Raw genomic sequence first — 17,679 nt, forward strand, 5'->3', positions numbered from 1 at the left:
CCGGCTTCTATTAATAGAAGGGTTATTGCGCCTGGTCAGTCTGCTCAATGGGCTGGCCGTAACGCTTGGTGGGATTCACATCATGGGGCTGAATCCAGCCCATCACCATGCTCAGCAGAATGAACAGGAAGATCACCGCCGAAAAGCCTACCCGCCAGGCCAGGGCACGCATGGTCTTGCCGGACTTGCCGTCGTCCTTGACCAGAGAGAACAGGGCCCGCCCCAGCGAAACCACTGCCGCAATCAACAGCACGATGACAATCAGTTTCACCCACCACATAAAATCACTCCGTCTCGATGGCCCTTCACCCTCACTTGGCGGCAAATCGGGTTTTACTATGTACAATGTGCTGCCATTGTAATGGCCGCACCTGCCAGTGCACGCACTATTGCGCTGCACCCCGTTCAGAACGGATGCTGCAGCCGCGAGAGCAAAGATCATGTCAAACACCAAGAGCCGCAGCCCGGTTCTGTCCTGGATCGCCTTTCTGGCCACCCTCGCGGTTGTCGCCCTTTGCCTGCGGCTGAGCTGGTGGCAACTGGAGCGGGCAGAGGAGAAGCGACTGTGGCAGGCCTCACAGGAAGAAAAAGCCCGTCAGCCTGCGGCAGATCTGCCTGCCTTGCTGGCCGACCCGGCGCCCCTGCACCGGCAAGCCGCTGTCTCCGGCAAGCTGGACAACGCCCGTAACGTGCTGCTGGACAACCGCATCCGCAATGGAATCGCTGGCTACCACCTGTTAACTCCCTTGCAGACCCGGGACAACCAATGGGTACTGATCAACCGGGGCTGGCTGCCTCGCGGAGCCCGGCGGGAACAATTACCCGAGATCCCCGCCATCAATGGCCGGATAACCGTGGCAGGAACGGTATATCGCCCCTCCCGGGAGACATTTGTACTGCAGAACGCTCCATTGCCAGACAATCAGTGGCCTTTACGGGTACAGAAAGTGGATTTTGACGCCATTGGCGAAAAACTTGGGGTAGAATTGGCGCCCTTCGAAATCCGGGTGCGCCCGGATCTGGCTCTGGGCGGTCACCCTCCCTTGCCACGCCCCTGGCAGGACATCGCCCCCATGGGCCCGGACAAGCACAAGGCTTATGCGCTGCAGTGGTTTGCGCTGGCAATGGCAGCCCTGCTGATATATGTTGCCGCCGCCGTGCGCAACCGGCGAAAGACGCGAGAGGAACACTCCTAATGTCTCCACGCACCAAGAACATTGCCACCCTGTCGGCGATCGTTGCTCCTTTTGTCCTGTTCTTTCTGGCGGGCCGCTTTCTGATCGATCCCTGGGAACTGCCGCGGGAAAACAAGGGGCAGCTACTGATTCCCCATATTGCCATGGCCAATCTGAAAGCGGTCAATGACGATGGTGACGCCTACACCGGCGACGACATGGCTGGCCTCTGGACCATCCTGTATGTGGCTGGCAGCGAATGCGATACCCGCTGCAAGAACGGCCTGTATTACCAGATGCGCCAGGTGCGCCAGACGCTGGGCGCGGATGTGGACCGGGTGCGGCGAGTAATCCTGCATACCGCTACGGCGGGCGACGACCTCAACGATTTCTTGAACAACAATGTGAAAGGCATGGTATCGATTCATGCCGAACCACAAACCGTGAACGACGCCCTGGCGCCGGTGTATGAAACCACCGCCGGTGAACCGATTGGCGATATTTTCCTGGTCAGCCCGGACGGCCAGATCTTCATGCGTTACCCCACGCACGAGAACATGGATGCCACCCTGGAAGAGGCGGAAAACATCCGCGTCGATCTCAAACGCACCCTGAAAGGGTCTCTGATCGGTTAACGGAACGCTATCTATGCAAGCGCTTACTCCTTCACAAATCTGGCTACGCCGGCTGTCATTGCTGGCCGTTTTCATGGTTGCCGTAGTGATTATCCTCGGCGCCTGGACCCGCCTTTCCGATGCCGGCCTGGGCTGTCCGGACTGGCCCGGCTGCTATGGCCACCTGGATGTCCGCAAGGCCATCAACCATGTGAATACCACCAACGAAAGCATGCCCGGCAGCCTGCGCGAAGCTCACAAAACCGTGCCGGAAATGGTGCACCGCTATTTCGCCTCAACCCTGGGCCTGGTAATCCTGATCATCGCGGCTCTCTCCTTCATCAACCGCAAGCAGGAAAAACAGCCCCTCAAACTACCCCTGTTTCTGGTGGTGCTGGTGATCTTCCAGGGCATTCTCGGCAAATGGACGGTGACCATGGGTCTGCAGCCCACCATCGTCATGCTGCATCTGCTGGGCGGCTTCACCACGTTTACCCTGCTGGTATTACTGACTGCACGCCTCTACCGCTGGCCCCGCTTTCTCAATGATTGCGACGTGCGCATGCTCAAGCCGATTGCCTCCATCACCCTGGTCGCGGTGATCCTGCAGATCGCCCTGGGCGGCTGGACCGCCAGTAACTACGCGGCGGTGGCCTGTACCGACCTGCCGGTGTGCGAAGAAGGCTGGCAGGATCGCCTGGATTTCGACGAGGCCTTTATTTTCTGGGGCCACGAACATGACAAGCCGGACTACGAGTTCGGTGTGCTGGATAACGATGCCCGCACCACCATCCACGTGATGCATCGCTTTGGCGCTTTGCTGGTGACCTTGCTGGTGCTGGCACTGGTAGCCAAGATTCTGATCCGCGCACGCAGTGTATTCTTCCGCAATTTCGCACTGGGAATCTTCGCCTTGCTGGTGGTGCAGATCGCTCTGGGGCTGAGTAATGTGATGTTTGCCGTGCCTCTGGATGTGGCTGTAGCCCACAACTTTGTGGCCGTACTGCTGCTCGCCAGTCTGGTACTCTTCATCCGCGCGATTAACGTGAAATGCGGCCAGAGCCAACCGTCTCCGTCCACATCGTCCAAAGCGCAAGGAGCGTGACCATGAGCCAATCCACCACCTGGCGCGACTATCTGGCCCTGACCAAACCCGGGGTTGTCATGCTGCTGATGGTGACCGCCGTGGCAGGCATGTTTCTGGCCACCGAGCCGGCAGGCATGGTGCCGATGCACATCTTCATCCCGGCCTTTCTGGGGCTGACCCTGGCGATGATGTCGTCTGCGGCCATCAACCAGATCATGGACCAGAAAATCGATGCGATAATGAAGCGCACCGAGAAGCGCCCACTGGTGGCCGGCAAGCTGAGCCCGAAAGCGGCCATTGCCTTCGCCGTACTGCTGGCGGCGGCATCCATGGTCATGCTGTATTTTCTGGTCAACCCGATCACCGCCTGGCTGACCCTGTTCGGCTTTGTCGGCTATGCCTTCATTTATACGCTCTATCTGAAACGCGCCACGCCGCAGAACATCGTGATTGGCGGTATCGCCGGCGCCATCCCGCCGTTGCTGGGCTGGGTCGCTGTCACCGGCGAGGTGCATCCCTACGCCTGGCTGCTGGTGCTGATCATCTTCGTCTGGACGCCGCCGCACTTCTGGGCCCTGGCCATTCACCGCCGCGATGAGTATGCCAAGGCGGATATCCCCATGCTGCCGGTGACCCACGGCATCCCGTTCACCCGGGAGTCGGTGCTCTACTACACCATCCTGCTGTTTATCTGCACTCTACTACCCTATCTGACCGGCATGAGCGACCTGATCTACCTGCTCAGCGCCCTGATTCTGGGGCTGGTGTTTCTTTACCATGCCGTGCGCCTGCGGTTTTCCACAGACCCCAAGCTGCCGATGAAAACCTTCGGCTATTCCATTACCTACCTGTTTGCGCTGTTTACCGCGCTGCTGGTCGATCATTATCTTTCGGTGACACCACAAACCGTGGCCGCGTGGCTGGGGGCGTAAAAAGACCAATTGATAATTGAGAATGGAGAATTGATAACTGGCGCGGGCCAGTCTTTTTCAGATTCTCCAACGCAGGAGGCCGCGCTCAATGTCTGGGCGCGGCCTCATTGCTTTCAGGCTACTGAGCAGCCCATCCGCGCCGTTATCAATTATCAACTATCCACTATCAATTGCCCCTCGCATCCCGCCCACCAGTTGGCGTTATACTGGCTGTATAACCACAAACCGGGAGGACATCATGACAACGCGCAGCATGGATGAGTGGCTGGACGCCTACGGCGAAAGCCACCAGAACCCCACCAACAAGAAAGTCCACTTTGCCTGTGTACCGGTCATCTTCTTCAGCATCGTGGGTTTCCTGTGGGCCATCCCCGCCCCCTTCTTTGCCGGCTTCTGGGCGTTCCTCACCCTGGTTGGCGTCACCCTCTACTATGCTCGCCTTTCCCGTCCTATTGCCCTGGGCATGCTGGTTTTCAGTCTGGCCTGCCTGTTCGTCCTGTCACTGATCGCCGCTAGTGGCGCCAGCGTCTTCTGGGTATCACTGGTTCTGTTTGTGGTGGCCTGGATCGGCCAGTTCTGGGGACACAAGGTCGAAGGCAAGAAACCCTCCTTCTTCGAGGACATCCAGTACCTGATGATCGGCCCGGCCTGGATCATGGGGTTTCTGTATCGCAAGTGGGGCATCAAATACTGAATCGCCCCGCAACAACGCCGCTGTAGGAGCGCCGCTTGAGGCGCGAACCGAGCGATAGCGAGGGATGCGTTAGAGGTTAGCGCCAAAAGCATTTTATTGATAAAGCATTGAAGCACGGATCACCGCTACTCCTTCGCCAGGGCTCAGATTCGCACCTCAAGAGGTGCTCCTACAGGCGCCTCGTAGCACCGCCTTTCCCCATTAACACTTTTGCAGTAGTTTATAGCCACAATAAAACTGCACGGGGAAGGCTATCGTCATGGGGACTCTTATTTTTATCGGCGTTATCGTCGCCGTTATCATCTACATCATTGCCATCTACAACCGCCTGATTGCCCTGAAGAACCGTTTCAAGAACGGCTTTGCGCAGATTGATGTGCAGCTGCAGCGCCGTCACGACCTGATCCCCAATCTGGTAGAAACCGCCAAGGCTTACATGAGCCACGAAAAGGACACCCTGACCCAGGTGATCGAGGCCCGTAATCAGGCGGTGAGCGCCAAGAAAGCGGCTGCCGAACATCCCGACGATGGTGGCGCGGTGAGCAACCTGGGCAAGGCCGAATCCCTGCTGTCCGGCTCCCTGGCCAACTTCTTCGCGCTCAGCGAAAACTACCCGGACCTGAAAGCCAACGACACCATGGCCCAGTTGATGGAAGAGCTGAGCAGCACAGAAAATCGCATCGGCTTTGCCCGTCAGGCGTTCAATGATGCGGTAATGAACTACAACACCTACCGCGAACAGTTCCCGCAGAATTTCATCGGCGGCCTGTTTGGCAGCTTCAAGGAAGCCCAGCTTCTGAAGATAGAAACCGAGGAAGCCCGCAAGGCAGTGAAAGTCAGCTTCTGAGTCGGCGACCATGGATTTCTTTCAACATCAGGAGCGAGCCCGCCGCAAGACCGGTCTGCTGGTCCTGTATTTTTTCCTGGCCGTTGTTGCCATTCTGGTCTGTGTGAATCTGGCACTGCTGCTGGCATTTGCCTGGATGGACGTGCAGCTTCCTCCCAGCCAGTGGCTCACACATCCCATGACGCTGGGCATCAGCCTGTTCACCCTGCTGGTGATGGTGTGCGGCTGCCTGTTCAAGATCTGGAAATTACGCCGCGGCGGCAAGGGACTGGCCGCCATGCTCGGCGCTCGCCCGATTGACCCGGACACCCGCCACAGCGACGAAAAGAAACTGATCAATGTGGTGGAGGAAATGAGCATTGCCTCCGGCATCCCCGCCCCACAACTCTATGTACTGGACAAGGAAAAGGCGATTAACGCCTTTGTAGCCGGCTTTCGCCCTTCCGAAACCGTGCTGGTGGTCACCCACGGCACCTTGAAGAAACTCGACCGGGACGAACTGCAGGGCGTCATCGCCCACGAATTCAGCCATATATTCAATGCCGATATGCGCCTGAACTTGCGCCTGATTGCCGTGCTGGCGGGGATTCTGGCCCTGGGCAAGATCGGCGAATTCATGCTGCGCGGCTCTTCCCGGCGCAGCTCCTCCAATCGCAAGGGTAACAGCCTGGTGCTGGTCGCCCTGGCACTGGTCGTGGTGGGGTATCTGGGGTTGTTCTTCGGGCGGCTGATCAAGGCCGCCATTTCCCGACAGCGTGAGTTGCTGGCCGACGCCTCGGCGGTCCAGTTCACCCGCAATCCGGCTGGCCTGGCCGGTGCGCTGATCAAGATTCGTAACGGCAATGGCTCCCACCTGGATTCCGTGCACGCCGAGGACATGAGCCATATGTGCTTCGGGGAAACCCTGGGTTTTCGCTTTCGCAACCTGCTGGCGACTCACCCACCGCTGGACGAACGTCTCGGGGCCCTGGGCAGTGACTGGGTGGCCCGGGCACGCACTCGGGCGCGCAGTGCCGGTCAGCCAGATGTCTCTCCCTCGGCGTCGGTACCGGAAGGTGTTGCTGCGTTCAGTGGCGGCAGTGATGCCAGCAGCAGCGTCTCAGAAGGATCCGGTCCGGCAACTTCAAGCCGGGTAGGCACAGTCAGTGAGGCCGATGTGGGCTATGCCCGTTCGCTGCTGGAAGCCATTCCCGCAGATCTGCACAAGAAACTCCACAACCCCGTTCAAGCAGAACTGGCCTTGTATGCCCTGATCATCAGCAGCTCGGACAGCGATCCGCAAAGCCTGCTCAAAAGCGCCGGCATGAGCGAACACCTGTCCGCTTTACAGCCGTTGAGCCAGCAGCTGTCCGAACTGGGTAGCCGCCTGCGTCTGCCCATCATCGACCTGGCATTACCTACTCTTAAAGGACAACCCTCGGCCCAGCGCAGGGAGATTCTGGAGCGACTGGCTACCCTGACCCGGGCAGACCAGCGCACCACCCTGTTCGAGTGGGCACTGGTGGCCCTGGCCCGGCAACAGCTCGACGACCACGCCAGGCGCAATCGCCATACCCGTTTCCACCGCTACCGCGCGGTGACAGGCGAGCTGCAACTGGCGTTCTCGGTAATGACCTGGGCCAGCGGCGCCCGCGACGAGCAGGCCCGGGCCTTGTTCCGGCAAGCCAGCCATGGGCTGCTGCCCGAGGCCCGCACCTTGCTACCACTGTCCCAGTGCAGCAGTCAGCGACTGGGACAAGCGCTGGATCGACTTGCCGACCTGTCTCCCCTGCTCAAAGGCCCGGTGATCGACGGGTTGGCGGACCTGGTGCTAACGGATGGCAAGGTGCAGGTGAGCGAAGCCGAGATGCTGCGAGCCATGGCAGCCTTGATGGAGTGTCCGCTACCGCCGCTTTTTGCGGGCAATCAAAATCGATAAATACGGACTTCAAAAAAATGAATAATGTTCATTTGTGCGATATTTCCTACACTCTTTGCAGCAAATCACCTCTGTGTTTGCCTGAGATTGCAGGCAAAATGCAGTCATCGCCATAATCCTGCCACCGGTCGCAGGCGGTGTGATAAGCCGTGAATATTCAGGGACGATCCAAGAGCAAGGCCGAGGAAAACGCCATGGAACCGAACAAAGCCAGCACCCGCAATGCCTGGGATGCCGTCGCCAGCACTACCACACAACTCAGGGACGGCAGCCTGGACCCTGCGCTGACCGCCTGGGTGAAAACCCGGGGGTTCAATATCAACAGCACGGTCTTTTCCAGCGTCTGCCGTTTTGACGACGGAATTTATACCGGCACCCTGGTGGATCATCACGGCCATGCCTGGGAGTTTCTGGCAGACCTGAATGACCCGGAGGGCTGTGACCTGGAAGATGTCACCGCCAGCCTGGGCCCCAAATCCCCGGACCACCCCAACGCCGATCTCTGCGACCTGGTCACCATGGCCCTGTACTACCAGCGCGAGCAGCAAGTGGCGGCCTGACGCCAATGATGGGCTCCTAGAGCGGAATCCGGCTTGCTGCCGTAGGAGCGTCGCTGGCGGCGCAATTCGAGCCTTGGTGAGGATTTGAAGATTTAATGTAGGAGCACCGCTTGAGGTGCGAACCGAGTGCAGCGAGGGGGTAAAGTTCAAAGTCTGTCCGCTGCTTTCGGAAACCTGTCGAGCTCTGAAATGCCTGATCGCCCTGCGGGCGATTCCCGCGCAGGCGCGGTTCGCGGCTCATACCCGCAAGCTCGTAGCTCGTAGCTCGTAGCTCGTAGCTCGTAGCTCGTAGCTCGTAGCTCGTAGCTCGTAGCTCGTAGCTCGTAGCTCGTAGCTCGTAGCTCGTAGCTCGTAGCTCGTAGCTCGTAGCTCGTAGCTCGTAGCTCGTAGCTCGTAGCTCGTAGCTCGTAGCTAGTCTCCGCCCCCTTTTCTAAACGGCAACAGCGTCATGGCCTCTTCCCGGTAACGTTGCACGTGCACCGCTTCTTCCCGGCAGAAATCTGCGATGGCGTTATGAAAAGCCGGCTCCCGCAGGTGGTGCATGGACCAGGTAATGACCGGCTCGAAGCCGCGCAGGATCTTGTGCTCCCCTTGCACCCCCGGATCAAACGCCGCCAGCTGTCGCTCGATGGCAAACTCAATGCCCTGGTAATAGCACAGCTCGAAATGCAGTCCGTCCCGCTCCTCCAGGCAACCCCAGTAGCGCCCGTAAAGACAGTCCGCATCAAAAAAATACAAGGCGGCGGCCACCGGCCGGTCTCTGTCCCGGGCCAGTACCAGCATCAGCTGATCGGCCAACCGCTCACCGACGGTAGAAAAGAAGGCTTCGTTTAAATAGGGCAGCTGACCCCGTTTCAGGTAGGTGCTGGCGTAGCATTGGTAGAAGAACGCCCAGTCGTTGGCACTGATCTGCCCTCCCTGATGGCGGGTAATGGTCACCCCCTGTTCCTGAACGCGCCGCCGCTCCTTGCGCAGGTTCTTGCGCTTGCGGGACTGAAACTGGCCCAGAAAATCATCGAAATCCCGATAATCCCGGTTAACCCAGCGAAAATGGCAGGCCTGCCGCGATACCAGCGGCAGTTCCTGTAACTGTTCCCGGCAGGCCGTATCCGGAAACAGCAGATGCCAGCCACTGGCCTGCTGCTCGCGCAGGGTCTCCTGCACCCCACCCCAGAGCGAATCCGCAGAAATGTCACCCTGCCAGCGAGCACCGGTGACCGGCGTAAAGGGGATCGAGGTAACCAGTTTCGGGTAGTAATCCAGGCCATGGCGCTGATAGGCGTCCGCCCAGCTGTAATCGAACACATACTCGCCCCGGGAATGGCTGCGCGCATAAAGAGGCATCCAGCCGCCATCGACTTCCAGGTGGCAAGGCTGCCAGCCGGTTTTCGGGGTAACGGCGCCACAGCCCTGCAGGGCATCGAAAAAGGCGTCGCTCAGGAACGGATAAACAGACACTGTCACTCCAGTTGGGCTCTTGCAGGCTGCTAGGCATGAGTTTCGACGCTGGCTTGGGTACAATGCGCGGATTGTACGGTTCAATAACCTGTGCCGACGGCTGGGATCTCGTCGCAAACAGTGCCGCCGTGCAATACCGCCTCGTTTTCCGGCGGGTTTACAGAGACTGTTTCAGGCCAACGCCATCCATTGTGACCGCATATTCTCCGCGAAGCAGCGGCGTAATGGCCAGAAGCGGCTACTTTTATCACTCATTGCTCAACAAGGTAACGTCAATTTCATGAATGTCTCCAAACCCCTGACCGTTTTTTATGTCGTTGCAGCCCTGTTACTGGCCATTCCCGGCGCCTGGCTGCTGTTCGCTCCGGAAATGGCACTGGTCACCCTCCACGAGAATCTCGCCGTGGTGAAAATTTCCAACATTCACAGTCAACAAACCGGCCTGGGCCTGTTGCTGGCGGCCGTGGTCAACCTGGTCTGCCTGCTTGGCGGTGGTCAGCGCCTGCCTCTGCATGTGGCGGTGTTTTTCTACCTGGCCGGCCTGGTGGCCAGCCATGGCAGCGTGGTGTTCGCGGATCAGTGGTGGCTGTGGCTGCCGGTGCTGGTCTACCTGCTGCCACTGTTGCCACTGGGCAAACTGATACCGGCCAAACTGCCCCTGGGCGGCAACGGTCAGCAGCGCGGCGAAGTAAAGTGGTTCAACCCCAACAAGGGTTTCGGCTTCATCCTCACCGACAGTGGTGAGGAACTGTTCGTACACTTCAAGGCAGTCCAGAACGGTGGTCGTCGCAGCCTGCGCACTGGTACCCGGGTCAGCTTTGATACTCGCATGTCCGACCGCGGCGAACAGGCCGATAACGTCTACATCGAACAGTAACGCATCACGCCACACGCAACATGCTGCACGCCGCGGTGTGTTGCGTGCAGCATGCTGCCTGTAGTGGAAAATAATAATGACATTGGCAACGGCTGACTGGGTGGTCCTGGCGGGCTACCTGTGTGTGGTATTGGGCATCGGCATCTACTTTTCCCGACGCAATACCAGTACCGAGGAATATTTCGTTGGCGGCCGTCGCTTTCGCGGCTGGGTCATCGGGCTGTCACTGGTGGGCACTTCCATCAGCTCCATTACTTTTCTGGCCTACCCTGCCGACGCCTTCAAGACTGACTGGTTACGCTACCTGCCCAACCTGGCCCTGTTGCCGGCCATGCTGGTGGCGGCCTTTGTCTTCCTGCCCTATTTCCGGCGCGGCAACATGACCAGCGCCTACGAATTTCTGGAACAGCGCTACGGGCCTTCGATCCGGGTCTATGGCGCGGTCGCCTTTCTGGTGGCACAGGTGGTGCGCCTGGCCATGATCCTGTGGCTGTTGTCCCTGCTGATTCAGCAGGTCACCGACCTGTCCCCTGCCACAGCCATTGTGCTGGGCGGCCTCTTTGTGGGGTTGTACACGGTGATTGGCGGGATCGATGCGGTGATCTGGACCGACGTGCTGCAGACCGTGGTGCTGCTGCTCGGCGGGTTGCTTTGCCTGTGGGTGATCCTGGATGCTCTGCCCGGCGGACTGGGGCAAATTTTTGATCAGGCCGGCAAGGCCGGCAAATTTGCCCTGGCTCCCTGGGAAGACGGCGCCCCCGGCGAGACCTCCTGGTCGCTGTCGCTGAGCGAGAAGACTGCCACCATGATGTTGCTGATCGGCCTGACCAACTGGCTCACCGAATACTCCAGCAACCAGAATACGGTGCAGCGTTACTGCGCCTCCCAATCCACCGCCGAAGCCCGCAAGGGGCTGTGGGTGTACCTGTTCACCGCCCTGCCGATCTGGGCCTTCTACATGTTTCTCGGCACCGCCCTGTGGGTCTTCTTTCAGGTCTACCCGGATGTGCAGGCCGGCGCCATTCTCAGCGGCGAGGCTCGCGCCGAAACCCTGATGCCCTACTTCATCACCAATTACCTGCCCGCAGGCGTTGCCGGCCTGGTGATCGCGGCGGCGTTGGCGGCAGCCATGAGCTCGCTGGATTCCAGCATCAACTCGGTAACCACGGTGAGCGTGGTAGATCTTTACCGACGCCATTTCAACCCCGGCCAGGATGACCGCCATTACCTGAAAGTGGCCTGGGGCATCGCTGTGGCCGTCACCGGCCTGATGATTGCCGGGGCCCTGTGGCTGAATCAGGCGGATACCAAAACCCTGCAGGACACCTCCACCATTCTGGTATCGCTGCTGGGCGGCGGCATGCTGGGGCTGTATCTGCTGGGCTTTTTCAGTAACAAAGGGGATGCAAGGGCAGCCTGGTGCGGCATTGCCTGCACCCTGGTATTTACCGGCTGGACGATTCTCACCAACAAGGGGATGTTGCCAGAAGCGCTAAGCGCCCCCTTTGACCTCTACTACACCGGCCTGATCGGCAACCTGTTGATGTTTGTGGTGGGCTATCTGGCGGCGAGTGCTCTAGGCGGAAAATCCGGCGACACAGAAGAACTGCCAACGCGTTAAAATCACGGCGAGAAAGCCCAGGACCAAAAGCCTTTTCACCACAGAGGGCACAGAGCACACAGAGAAAAACTTGTCTTTCCCTCGGTGATCTCTGTGCCCTCTGTGGTAAATCCGCCTTTCAGCTTTTGGATGATCGCGCCGCCAGAGCGTTGTCGGCAGATTCCCGCGACTGATTGCCTGACGCTGATGGCTGTTGTGGAGCGGGCATGGCCCGCGCCTGCAGCAGACGATCACGGATCAGCCACCCGGCCGCCCAAAGCACCAGCCAGGGATCGATCAGGTAATCCCACAGGTTGTCGCTGACCAGCAGATCGGCACCAAATGCCAACTCCGCCGCCACCAGGATCAGACAGGTGGCATAGGCGCGCAGCACCCAGGCCAGCAATCCCAGCAGCAACAGCGCGGTACTGAAACCGAAATTGCCGAAGCCCAGGGCATAGGGATCGGCATAACTGGACCCCATGCTCATCGGGTAGAACCACAACGCCATCAATACCAGCATCAGGCAGGCGCCCCTTAGCTGTTTCAGGGGGAGCCAGTAATGGCCGGCAATGCGATGCTGGATCGCCAGGATTGCCAACAGACCGGACGTGATACTGAAGCCTGCCAGATAGCTGATCACCCACGGTGCCAGCCCCCACGGAAACGGCAACACCGCCCAGACGAACACCACCACGGACAAAATGATCCGCCCGCGCACGGATAACAGCGACGCGCTGATACGCAACTGTACTGCCACCAGCACCAGAGCACAGACCAGAATATCAAGCGTCATTATTCTGCTCCTTGCCGATGTTCTTGCTGGCAGAATCCGCTTTCAGCCAGACGTGGCGAATCGCGGTTTTGTTCCAGGTGTACACCATGTGCAGATCACCATTGCGGGAACGAATCATGTAGGGGTAGTCGTACTGGAATTCACAGCCGAGCCGACCGTCACACTTGTTGTGGCGGGCTCGATCCAACAGCTGCTCTTCTTCATCCGGCAGGACATCACTGTTCAGCTCCGGCTCAATCAACGCACTGAATTGCTGCTCGGTCATTTCCTCACCACGCCAGCGCTCCCGGTCATGGAAAGTCCAGCGTTCCTGCCAGCTGCTGCCACCATCACGGGTTTCCCGTATGCACAGATCATCCCGCTCAAGGCGATTGCAGTTTGCCGCCACCAGCCAGTGCCCTTCATCCATGGCCAGACCGCTCAACGCAGCACTGGGGTTTTCCAGAGAAGAATATTCCAGTGCTTCCCATTGCCAGCCACCGTCGTGGCTTTCTGACTGATAGAGAAAGCCGTTGTTGGGTTCATGCTCATTACGCAGGAAAGCAACCGCATGGGTTGGGCTATCCACCAGCACCAGCGGCTGGATGGCCTTGCGACCATGGCCGATACGGGCCTTGCCGAGAATCTGGCTGTCTTTGTCCAGCCGCAGAATTTCGCCGAACTTGCCAATCATTTCGTGATAGACCGGCAGACCGATGGTGCCGTCGCTGTAACGAATGGGTGCCGTTTTCACCAGGGTGCTGATATTGAGGAAGGGGGTGGTGACCAGTGCTTGATCGAAGCGCCAGTTCTTTCCCTGATCAAAGGATTCCATCACCACAAGTCGACTTGCTGCCCAGCCGCCAAAACTGACCGCCACCACGAACAGGCGCATGCGACCATCTTCATCAAGAGCCGGCACCACATTGCCCAGCTTGCGTACATGCCGCCCCCACCCCTGGCCAATCTGCTCCCGGGTGATCACTGGCTCTTCATTGGACCAGGAACCCGACTGCGGATCGAACACCGAAGAATGGATGGCCACATCCGCCGCACCTTCACGGCTGCCAGCGAACCAGAAGGCGCGAAGGGTGCCATCCGGCAACTCCACCATGGAAGCAGCATGGACCAACGGGGTGTCGCCATCGGACACAAAGGCGCTGCGCCATTGAGAGTTGTCCGGCACCTTGCCCTGTGGTTCCACCACCATGGTTGGGGCGGGCTGCCAGAGATGGGACGGTGAAGCGGCAAAATATCCCGCCACCAACGCAGCCCCAACAAATAGATGAAATGCACGTTTAAGCATAGATAGCTGACCAAAAACCTTTTTATTGTGTCTGCGAATCAGGTGCGCCGACCTTCGGCAGGCAAGTCTAGCAAACCCGCATAAAATTGCCTGCCATCGAAACGCCGAATGACAACCGATTATCCGAAGCATGCAGCAGAAATATACTGCAACGGTCAAAATATGTTCAGCGGCATCTCAATAATGGCATAATGCCGCCGCACCTTATTCCAATAACAGGCATGCAAGGATTTCCCTTTTTTTATGGACAGACTCAGTGTTCTCTTTCTGGCTCTCTTTGTTGCCATCTTTGCCCGAGCTGCCGACAGCAACGAGCTCGAGGACTGGAAACTGGTCAGCGACCGTAATGATATCCAGGTCTACATGAAGCATCGGGATGAATCCCGGCTGAAGACCTTCCGCGGGGTGACCCACTTTACGCTGGCGGATGAATACTCCCTGGTCGCCCTGCTCAATGATTACCCCTCTTATCCGAAATGGCTGCATTTTGTTGACAGCGCGGAAGAGTTCAACCGGATCAATCCGCTGGATCGCTCCCTGCGCTTTACCACCCAGCTGCCCTGGCCACTGGCAGATCGTGAAGCCGTTTTGCGGGCCAAGGTCACCCAGACCATGACTGAAGACGAAGAATCGGTGATGGTGGATCTGATCAATCGCCCCGATGCTCTGCCCCCCAATAATGAGTATATCCGCTTCCCGGAAATGACCGGCAAGCTTGGCTTTCGTCGCTTAGGCGGCAAGAAAGTGGAAATGACCTACGAGCTGATTCTCGACCCCGGCGGCTACATTCCCGCCTGGATCGCCAACATCCTGCTACGAGACGCCCCCTATTTCACCCTGGAGCGTTTACGCCGCATCGTCAGCAAGCCCGAGTACCAGAATCATTACTACGATTACCTGGACCTGTACGGGCCGGGTCGCCCGGCGGCGGTTGTGGGCAGCCGCAAATAACCAAAACGTAACAAAGTGATTATCAGTCTGTCATTTTCGGCCAGCTCTCCATTACCATAAGGAAAACACCTGAACAGGTTACGGAGAGCCCCCTCATGCGGCTGTTTTCCTTCCTCTATAGCTGGCTTGTCGTTGTTCCGCTGATGACAGCCACCACCCTGCTATTCGGGGCACTGTGTCTGTTGCTGGTGCCCTTCCTGCACCCCGATCGGGTGGCCCGCCTGACTGCTGTTCCCTGGGCCAGGCTATGTCTCTTTTACAGCAACGTGCGTGTGGATGTGCATGGCAGCGAACACCTGCAGTCGGGTCAGAGCTATGTCATCGTCGCCAACCATCTCAGCCAGTTCGATATTTTTGTGCTGTATGGTTATCTCGAGGTGGATTTCCGCTGGGTGATGAAACACGAACTGCGGCGGATGCCGGTAATCGGTATCTGCTGCGAAAAGCTCGGTCATATCTTCATCAACCGCTCCGACACCCAGGCAGCCATTGCCAGCCTCAACCAGGCCCGTACCCGCCTGGCCAACGGTGCCAGCGTATTGTTTTTTCCGGAAGGCACCCGCAGCCGTACCGGGCAGATCAAGCCGTTCAAGAAAGGCGCCTTCAAGATGGCCCAGGAGCTGCAACTGCCGGTGCTTCCCGTCACCCTGACCGGCACCTTCGAAATATTGCCGCCGGGAACCGTACGGCTACGCCCCGGCCAGCATGCGCAAATTACCCTGCACCCTGCCATTGTCCCGGTGGGCTCCAGCGAGGCGGAACTGGTTCAGTTAATCCACCAGAGCCAAACAGCTATTGCCGCCCCACTTGGCGAGGCCTGCCCGCAACTCAGTCTCTGATCCGGTTATCCTCAGCGCCACCTCCGGGCGGCGCCATCGCCACGCCAGCCCTTCCTTGTCTGACAAGATTGGCCCATTCTGCAGTGACAAAGTGTCTACACTCGGTCGCCGAATCGAGTTGCAAGTTGAAAGTTCAAGGTTGAAGAGCGCAGGGGCCGGCCGTACCAACGAAAACCGCTGCCCTACGCCGCTACAACGTTTGTGTGCGGGCATGGCATCTCAGTCGCCAACAAGCCCGCCCGCGCCTTGAAACTTTCAACTTTCAACTGAATTAAGCGGATACAGGAGTCATCATGAAGAATTTTAAAGACAAAGTTGCCGTTATCACCGGTGCCGGTTCCGGCATTGGCCGTGCTCTGGCTCAGGAACTGGCGTCCGCCGGTGCCAAGCTGGCCCTGTCCGACATCAACGAAGCCGGCCTGAAGGAAACCGCCGACCTGCTGGGGCTGGGCGAAGATCGGTTGATGATCCGCAAACTGGATGTGGCCGACCGCCAGGCGTTTTATGATTTTGCCGACGATGTGGTCAACCACTTCGGTTACGCCAACATGATCTTCAACAACGCTGGCGTGGCACTGGGCGCCACCGTAGAGAAAATGAACTACGACGATTTCGAGTGGTTGATGAACATCAACTTCTGGGGCGTGGTTTACGGCACCAAGGCATTCCTGCCCTATCTGAAGGAAGCCGGCGAAGGCCACATCATCAACGTGTCTTCCGTGTTTGGTCTGATCGGCATTCCCACCCAGTCCGCCTATAACGCGGCAAAATTTGCCGTGCGCGGTTTCACCGAATCCCTGCGCCTGGAGCTGGAAATGGAGCAATGTGGAGTGTCTGCCACTTCCATTCATCCGGGTGGCATCAAGACCAACATCGCCAAGGCCGCCCGTATCAGCGATGACGTGGCTGCCATCACCGGGTCCGATCCGGAACAATCCAAGGCGGATTTCGAGAAGATGTTCCGCACTACACCGGAAGAAGCCGCAAGCACCATCCTCAAGGGTGTTCGCCAGAACAAGCGTCGGGTTCTGATCGGTTCTGACGCCCTGGCCATCGATACCATGCAGCGCCTGATGCCCACCAGCTACCAGCGCCTGATGGTGATGGGCCAGAAGTTCATGAACAAGAAGTAATGACAGAGCGCCCCTACTCTCAAGCCGCCGAAAACAACAAGGCCCCGATCCTTTCCGTGCTGCAACAGCATTGTCAGGCCCCGGGCGCCTTACTGGAGATCGGTGCTGGCACCGGCCAGCATGCGGCCTGGCTGTCGGGGCGCCTTCCCCATCTGCACTGGCAGCCCTCCGATGTGGCCGCCAACCTGCCCCATATACGGCAATGGCTGAGTGACCCGGGCAGCCAGGCTCTACCGCCGGTGGAACTGGATGTGGCCGCTCAGTGGCCCGCCGGCCCTTTTGATTACCTGTTTACCGCCAACACCTTCCACATCATGGCGGCGCCACTGGTGGAAACCTGTATCCGGGAGGGCTGCCGGCAACTGACGGGTCAGGGCAAATTCCTGGTCTATGGTCCCTTCAACTACGACGGCCAGTACACCAGTGACTCCAACCGTCAATTTGATCAATGGTTGAAGGAAATGGACGACAATCGCGGCATTCGCGACCATGAATGGGTGGTGGAACAGTTCGTCCGCCAGCACCGACAGCTTCTGGCCGACCACGAGATGCCCGCCAACAACCGGTTGCTGGTATTCGGCCGGGACTAGGCCGGGACTAGCTAGCTACACCGTACGCCGAATGGTACGCATTCTGGGCTTGAGATAGGCCACCCCGAAGATCATGATCATCAGGGCATCGCGCCAGTGAAACAGGCCGCGTCGGCGGATCCACACCATGAAGCCGATGCACTCCAGGAGATGCAGCACCGCCACCACCAGCCCGGCGCCCAACAGCAATCGATCAAACGGGGACGGCAGATCCAGGAAAATGGCTAACCCTACCGCCACCCAAAACACTACAATAACGCCGCGAAGCAAGCCCATAGGAAACATCCTCTGACAGCGCTGGTTAATTTTTCTACAATACCCCG

At 58.6% G+C, this 17,679-nt stretch carries 19 protein-coding genes; 14 read left to right on the forward strand and 5 right to left on the reverse strand.

All coding sequences use genetic code 11. The features are described 5' to 3' along the window. Window positions 1–22: 22 nt before the first annotated feature. Window positions 23–280 carry a twin transmembrane helix small protein gene (locus T9A_RS13015; protein WP_052042991.1) on the reverse strand — a complete coding sequence of 86 codons (258 nt, stop codon included), beginning with the start codon at window positions 278–280 and terminating at the stop codon, window positions 23–25. Between the two features lie 160 nt (window positions 281–440). Here T9A_RS13015 and T9A_RS13020 point away from each other — a divergent pair, with 160 nt between their 5' ends. The 8 genes from T9A_RS13020 to T9A_RS13055 all read left to right on the forward strand — a co-directional run bounded on the left by T9A_RS13020 (window position 441) and on the right by T9A_RS13055 (window position 7,827). After that, window positions 441–1,196, forward strand: coding sequence for an SURF1 family protein (locus tag T9A_RS13020; RefSeq protein WP_035249175.1), 756 nt, complete (start codon window positions 441–443; stop codon window positions 1,194–1,196). Next, entirely contained in the window at window positions 1,196–1,810 is a 615-nt protein-coding gene (locus T9A_RS13025; protein ID WP_035249178.1) for a redox-active disulfide-containing membrane protein, read from the forward strand. Before T9A_RS13020 ends, T9A_RS13025 begins: the two co-directional genes overlap by 1 nt. 13 nt (window positions 1,811–1,823) lie before the next feature. Continuing rightward, window positions 1,824–2,894: a COX15/CtaA family protein gene (locus T9A_RS13030; protein ID WP_035249181.1), complete on the forward strand. Its 1,071-nt coding sequence runs from the start codon at window positions 1,824–1,826 to the stop codon at window positions 2,892–2,894. A gap of 2 nt (window positions 2,895–2,896) precedes the next feature. After that, window positions 2,897–3,808 carry a heme o synthase gene (gene cyoE, locus T9A_RS13035; protein ID WP_035249185.1) on the forward strand — a complete coding sequence of 304 codons (912 nt, stop codon included), beginning with the start codon at window positions 2,897–2,899 and terminating at the stop codon, window positions 3,806–3,808. Window positions 3,809–4,046: 238 nt separating this feature from the next. Continuing rightward, window positions 4,047–4,502 (forward strand): Mpo1 family 2-hydroxy fatty acid dioxygenase, encoded by a 456-nt coding sequence (locus T9A_RS13040; protein WP_035249188.1) that lies wholly within the window; start codon window positions 4,047–4,049, stop codon window positions 4,500–4,502. Between the two features lie 259 nt (window positions 4,503–4,761). Next, window positions 4,762–5,349, forward strand: a complete 588-nt coding sequence (locus tag T9A_RS13045; RefSeq protein ID WP_035249191.1) for a LemA family protein — start codon at window positions 4,762–4,764, stop codon at window positions 5,347–5,349. Between the two features lie 10 nt (window positions 5,350–5,359). Next, complete coding sequence (locus tag T9A_RS13050) at window positions 5,360–7,267, forward strand: M48 family metallopeptidase (protein WP_035249194.1); 1,908 nt, start codon at window positions 5,360–5,362, stop codon at window positions 7,265–7,267. A gap of 194 nt (window positions 7,268–7,461) precedes the next feature. Next, window positions 7,462–7,827: a hypothetical protein gene (locus T9A_RS13055; protein ID WP_035249197.1), complete on the forward strand. Its 366-nt coding sequence runs from the start codon at window positions 7,462–7,464 to the stop codon at window positions 7,825–7,827. A gap of 411 nt (window positions 7,828–8,238) precedes the next feature. On the opposite strand, the gene T9A_RS13060 is transcribed toward T9A_RS13055, so the two are convergent. Continuing rightward, window positions 8,239–9,285: a GNAT family N-acetyltransferase gene (locus T9A_RS13060; RefSeq protein WP_035249199.1), complete on the reverse strand. Its 1,047-nt coding sequence runs from the start codon at window positions 9,283–9,285 to the stop codon at window positions 8,239–8,241. Between the two features lie 280 nt (window positions 9,286–9,565). Here T9A_RS13060 and T9A_RS17380 point away from each other — a divergent pair, with 280 nt between their 5' ends. Further along, on the forward strand, window positions 9,566–10,162 hold the full coding sequence (locus T9A_RS17380; RefSeq protein ID WP_084573500.1) for a cold-shock protein: 597 nt from the start codon (window positions 9,566–9,568) through the stop codon (window positions 10,160–10,162). A gap of 76 nt (window positions 10,163–10,238) precedes the next feature. Continuing rightward, window positions 10,239–11,783: a sodium:solute symporter family protein gene (locus T9A_RS13070; RefSeq protein ID WP_035249203.1), complete on the forward strand. Its 1,545-nt coding sequence runs from the start codon at window positions 10,239–10,241 to the stop codon at window positions 11,781–11,783. A gap of 118 nt (window positions 11,784–11,901) precedes the next feature. Here the strand turns inward: T9A_RS13070 and T9A_RS13075 are convergent, their stop codons facing one another. Both T9A_RS13075 and T9A_RS13080 read right to left on the reverse strand, forming a co-directional pair. Then, window positions 11,902–12,558: a hypothetical protein gene (locus tag T9A_RS13075; RefSeq protein WP_035249205.1), complete on the reverse strand. Its 657-nt coding sequence runs from the start codon at window positions 12,556–12,558 to the stop codon at window positions 11,902–11,904. Beyond that, the gene (locus tag T9A_RS13080; protein ID WP_232222113.1) at window positions 12,548–13,801 is read right to left on the reverse strand and encodes a sialidase family protein; all 1,254 of its coding nucleotides are present in this window, start codon (window positions 13,799–13,801) and stop codon (window positions 12,548–12,550) included. Before T9A_RS13080 ends, T9A_RS13075 begins: the two co-directional genes overlap by 11 nt. Before the next feature lie 285 nt (window positions 13,802–14,086). On the opposite strand from T9A_RS13080, the gene T9A_RS13085 reads away from it, so the two are divergent. From T9A_RS13085 to T9A_RS13100, 4 genes are all read left to right on the forward strand, one after another. Further along, a complete protein-coding gene (locus T9A_RS13085; RefSeq protein ID WP_035249207.1) occupies window positions 14,087–14,794 on the forward strand; it encodes an START domain-containing protein in 708 nt (235 codons plus the stop codon). Between the two features lie 95 nt (window positions 14,795–14,889). Then, the gene (locus T9A_RS13090) at window positions 14,890–15,633 is read left to right on the forward strand and encodes a lysophospholipid acyltransferase family protein (RefSeq protein ID WP_035249209.1); all 744 of its coding nucleotides are present in this window, start codon (window positions 14,890–14,892) and stop codon (window positions 15,631–15,633) included. Between the two features lie 293 nt (window positions 15,634–15,926). Next, window positions 15,927–16,766: an SDR family NAD(P)-dependent oxidoreductase gene (locus T9A_RS13095; protein WP_035249210.1), complete on the forward strand. Its 840-nt coding sequence runs from the start codon at window positions 15,927–15,929 to the stop codon at window positions 16,764–16,766. After that, window positions 16,766–17,356, forward strand: coding sequence for a DUF938 domain-containing protein (locus T9A_RS13100; RefSeq protein ID WP_035249212.1), 591 nt, complete (start codon window positions 16,766–16,768; stop codon window positions 17,354–17,356). The genes T9A_RS13095 and T9A_RS13100 overlap by 1 nt, the downstream gene beginning before the upstream one ends. Window positions 17,357–17,371: 15 nt before the next feature. Here the strand turns inward: T9A_RS13100 and T9A_RS17185 are convergent, their stop codons facing one another. Next, window positions 17,372–17,632 (reverse strand): DUF1145 domain-containing protein, encoded by a 261-nt coding sequence (locus T9A_RS17185; RefSeq protein WP_052042996.1) that lies wholly within the window; start codon window positions 17,630–17,632, stop codon window positions 17,372–17,374. Between the last annotated feature and the right edge of the window lie 47 nt (window positions 17,633–17,679).

Source organism: Alcanivorax jadensis T9 (assembly GCF_000756655.1).
Lineage (GTDB): Bacteria > Pseudomonadota > Gammaproteobacteria > Pseudomonadales > Alcanivoracaceae > Alcanivorax > Alcanivorax jadensis.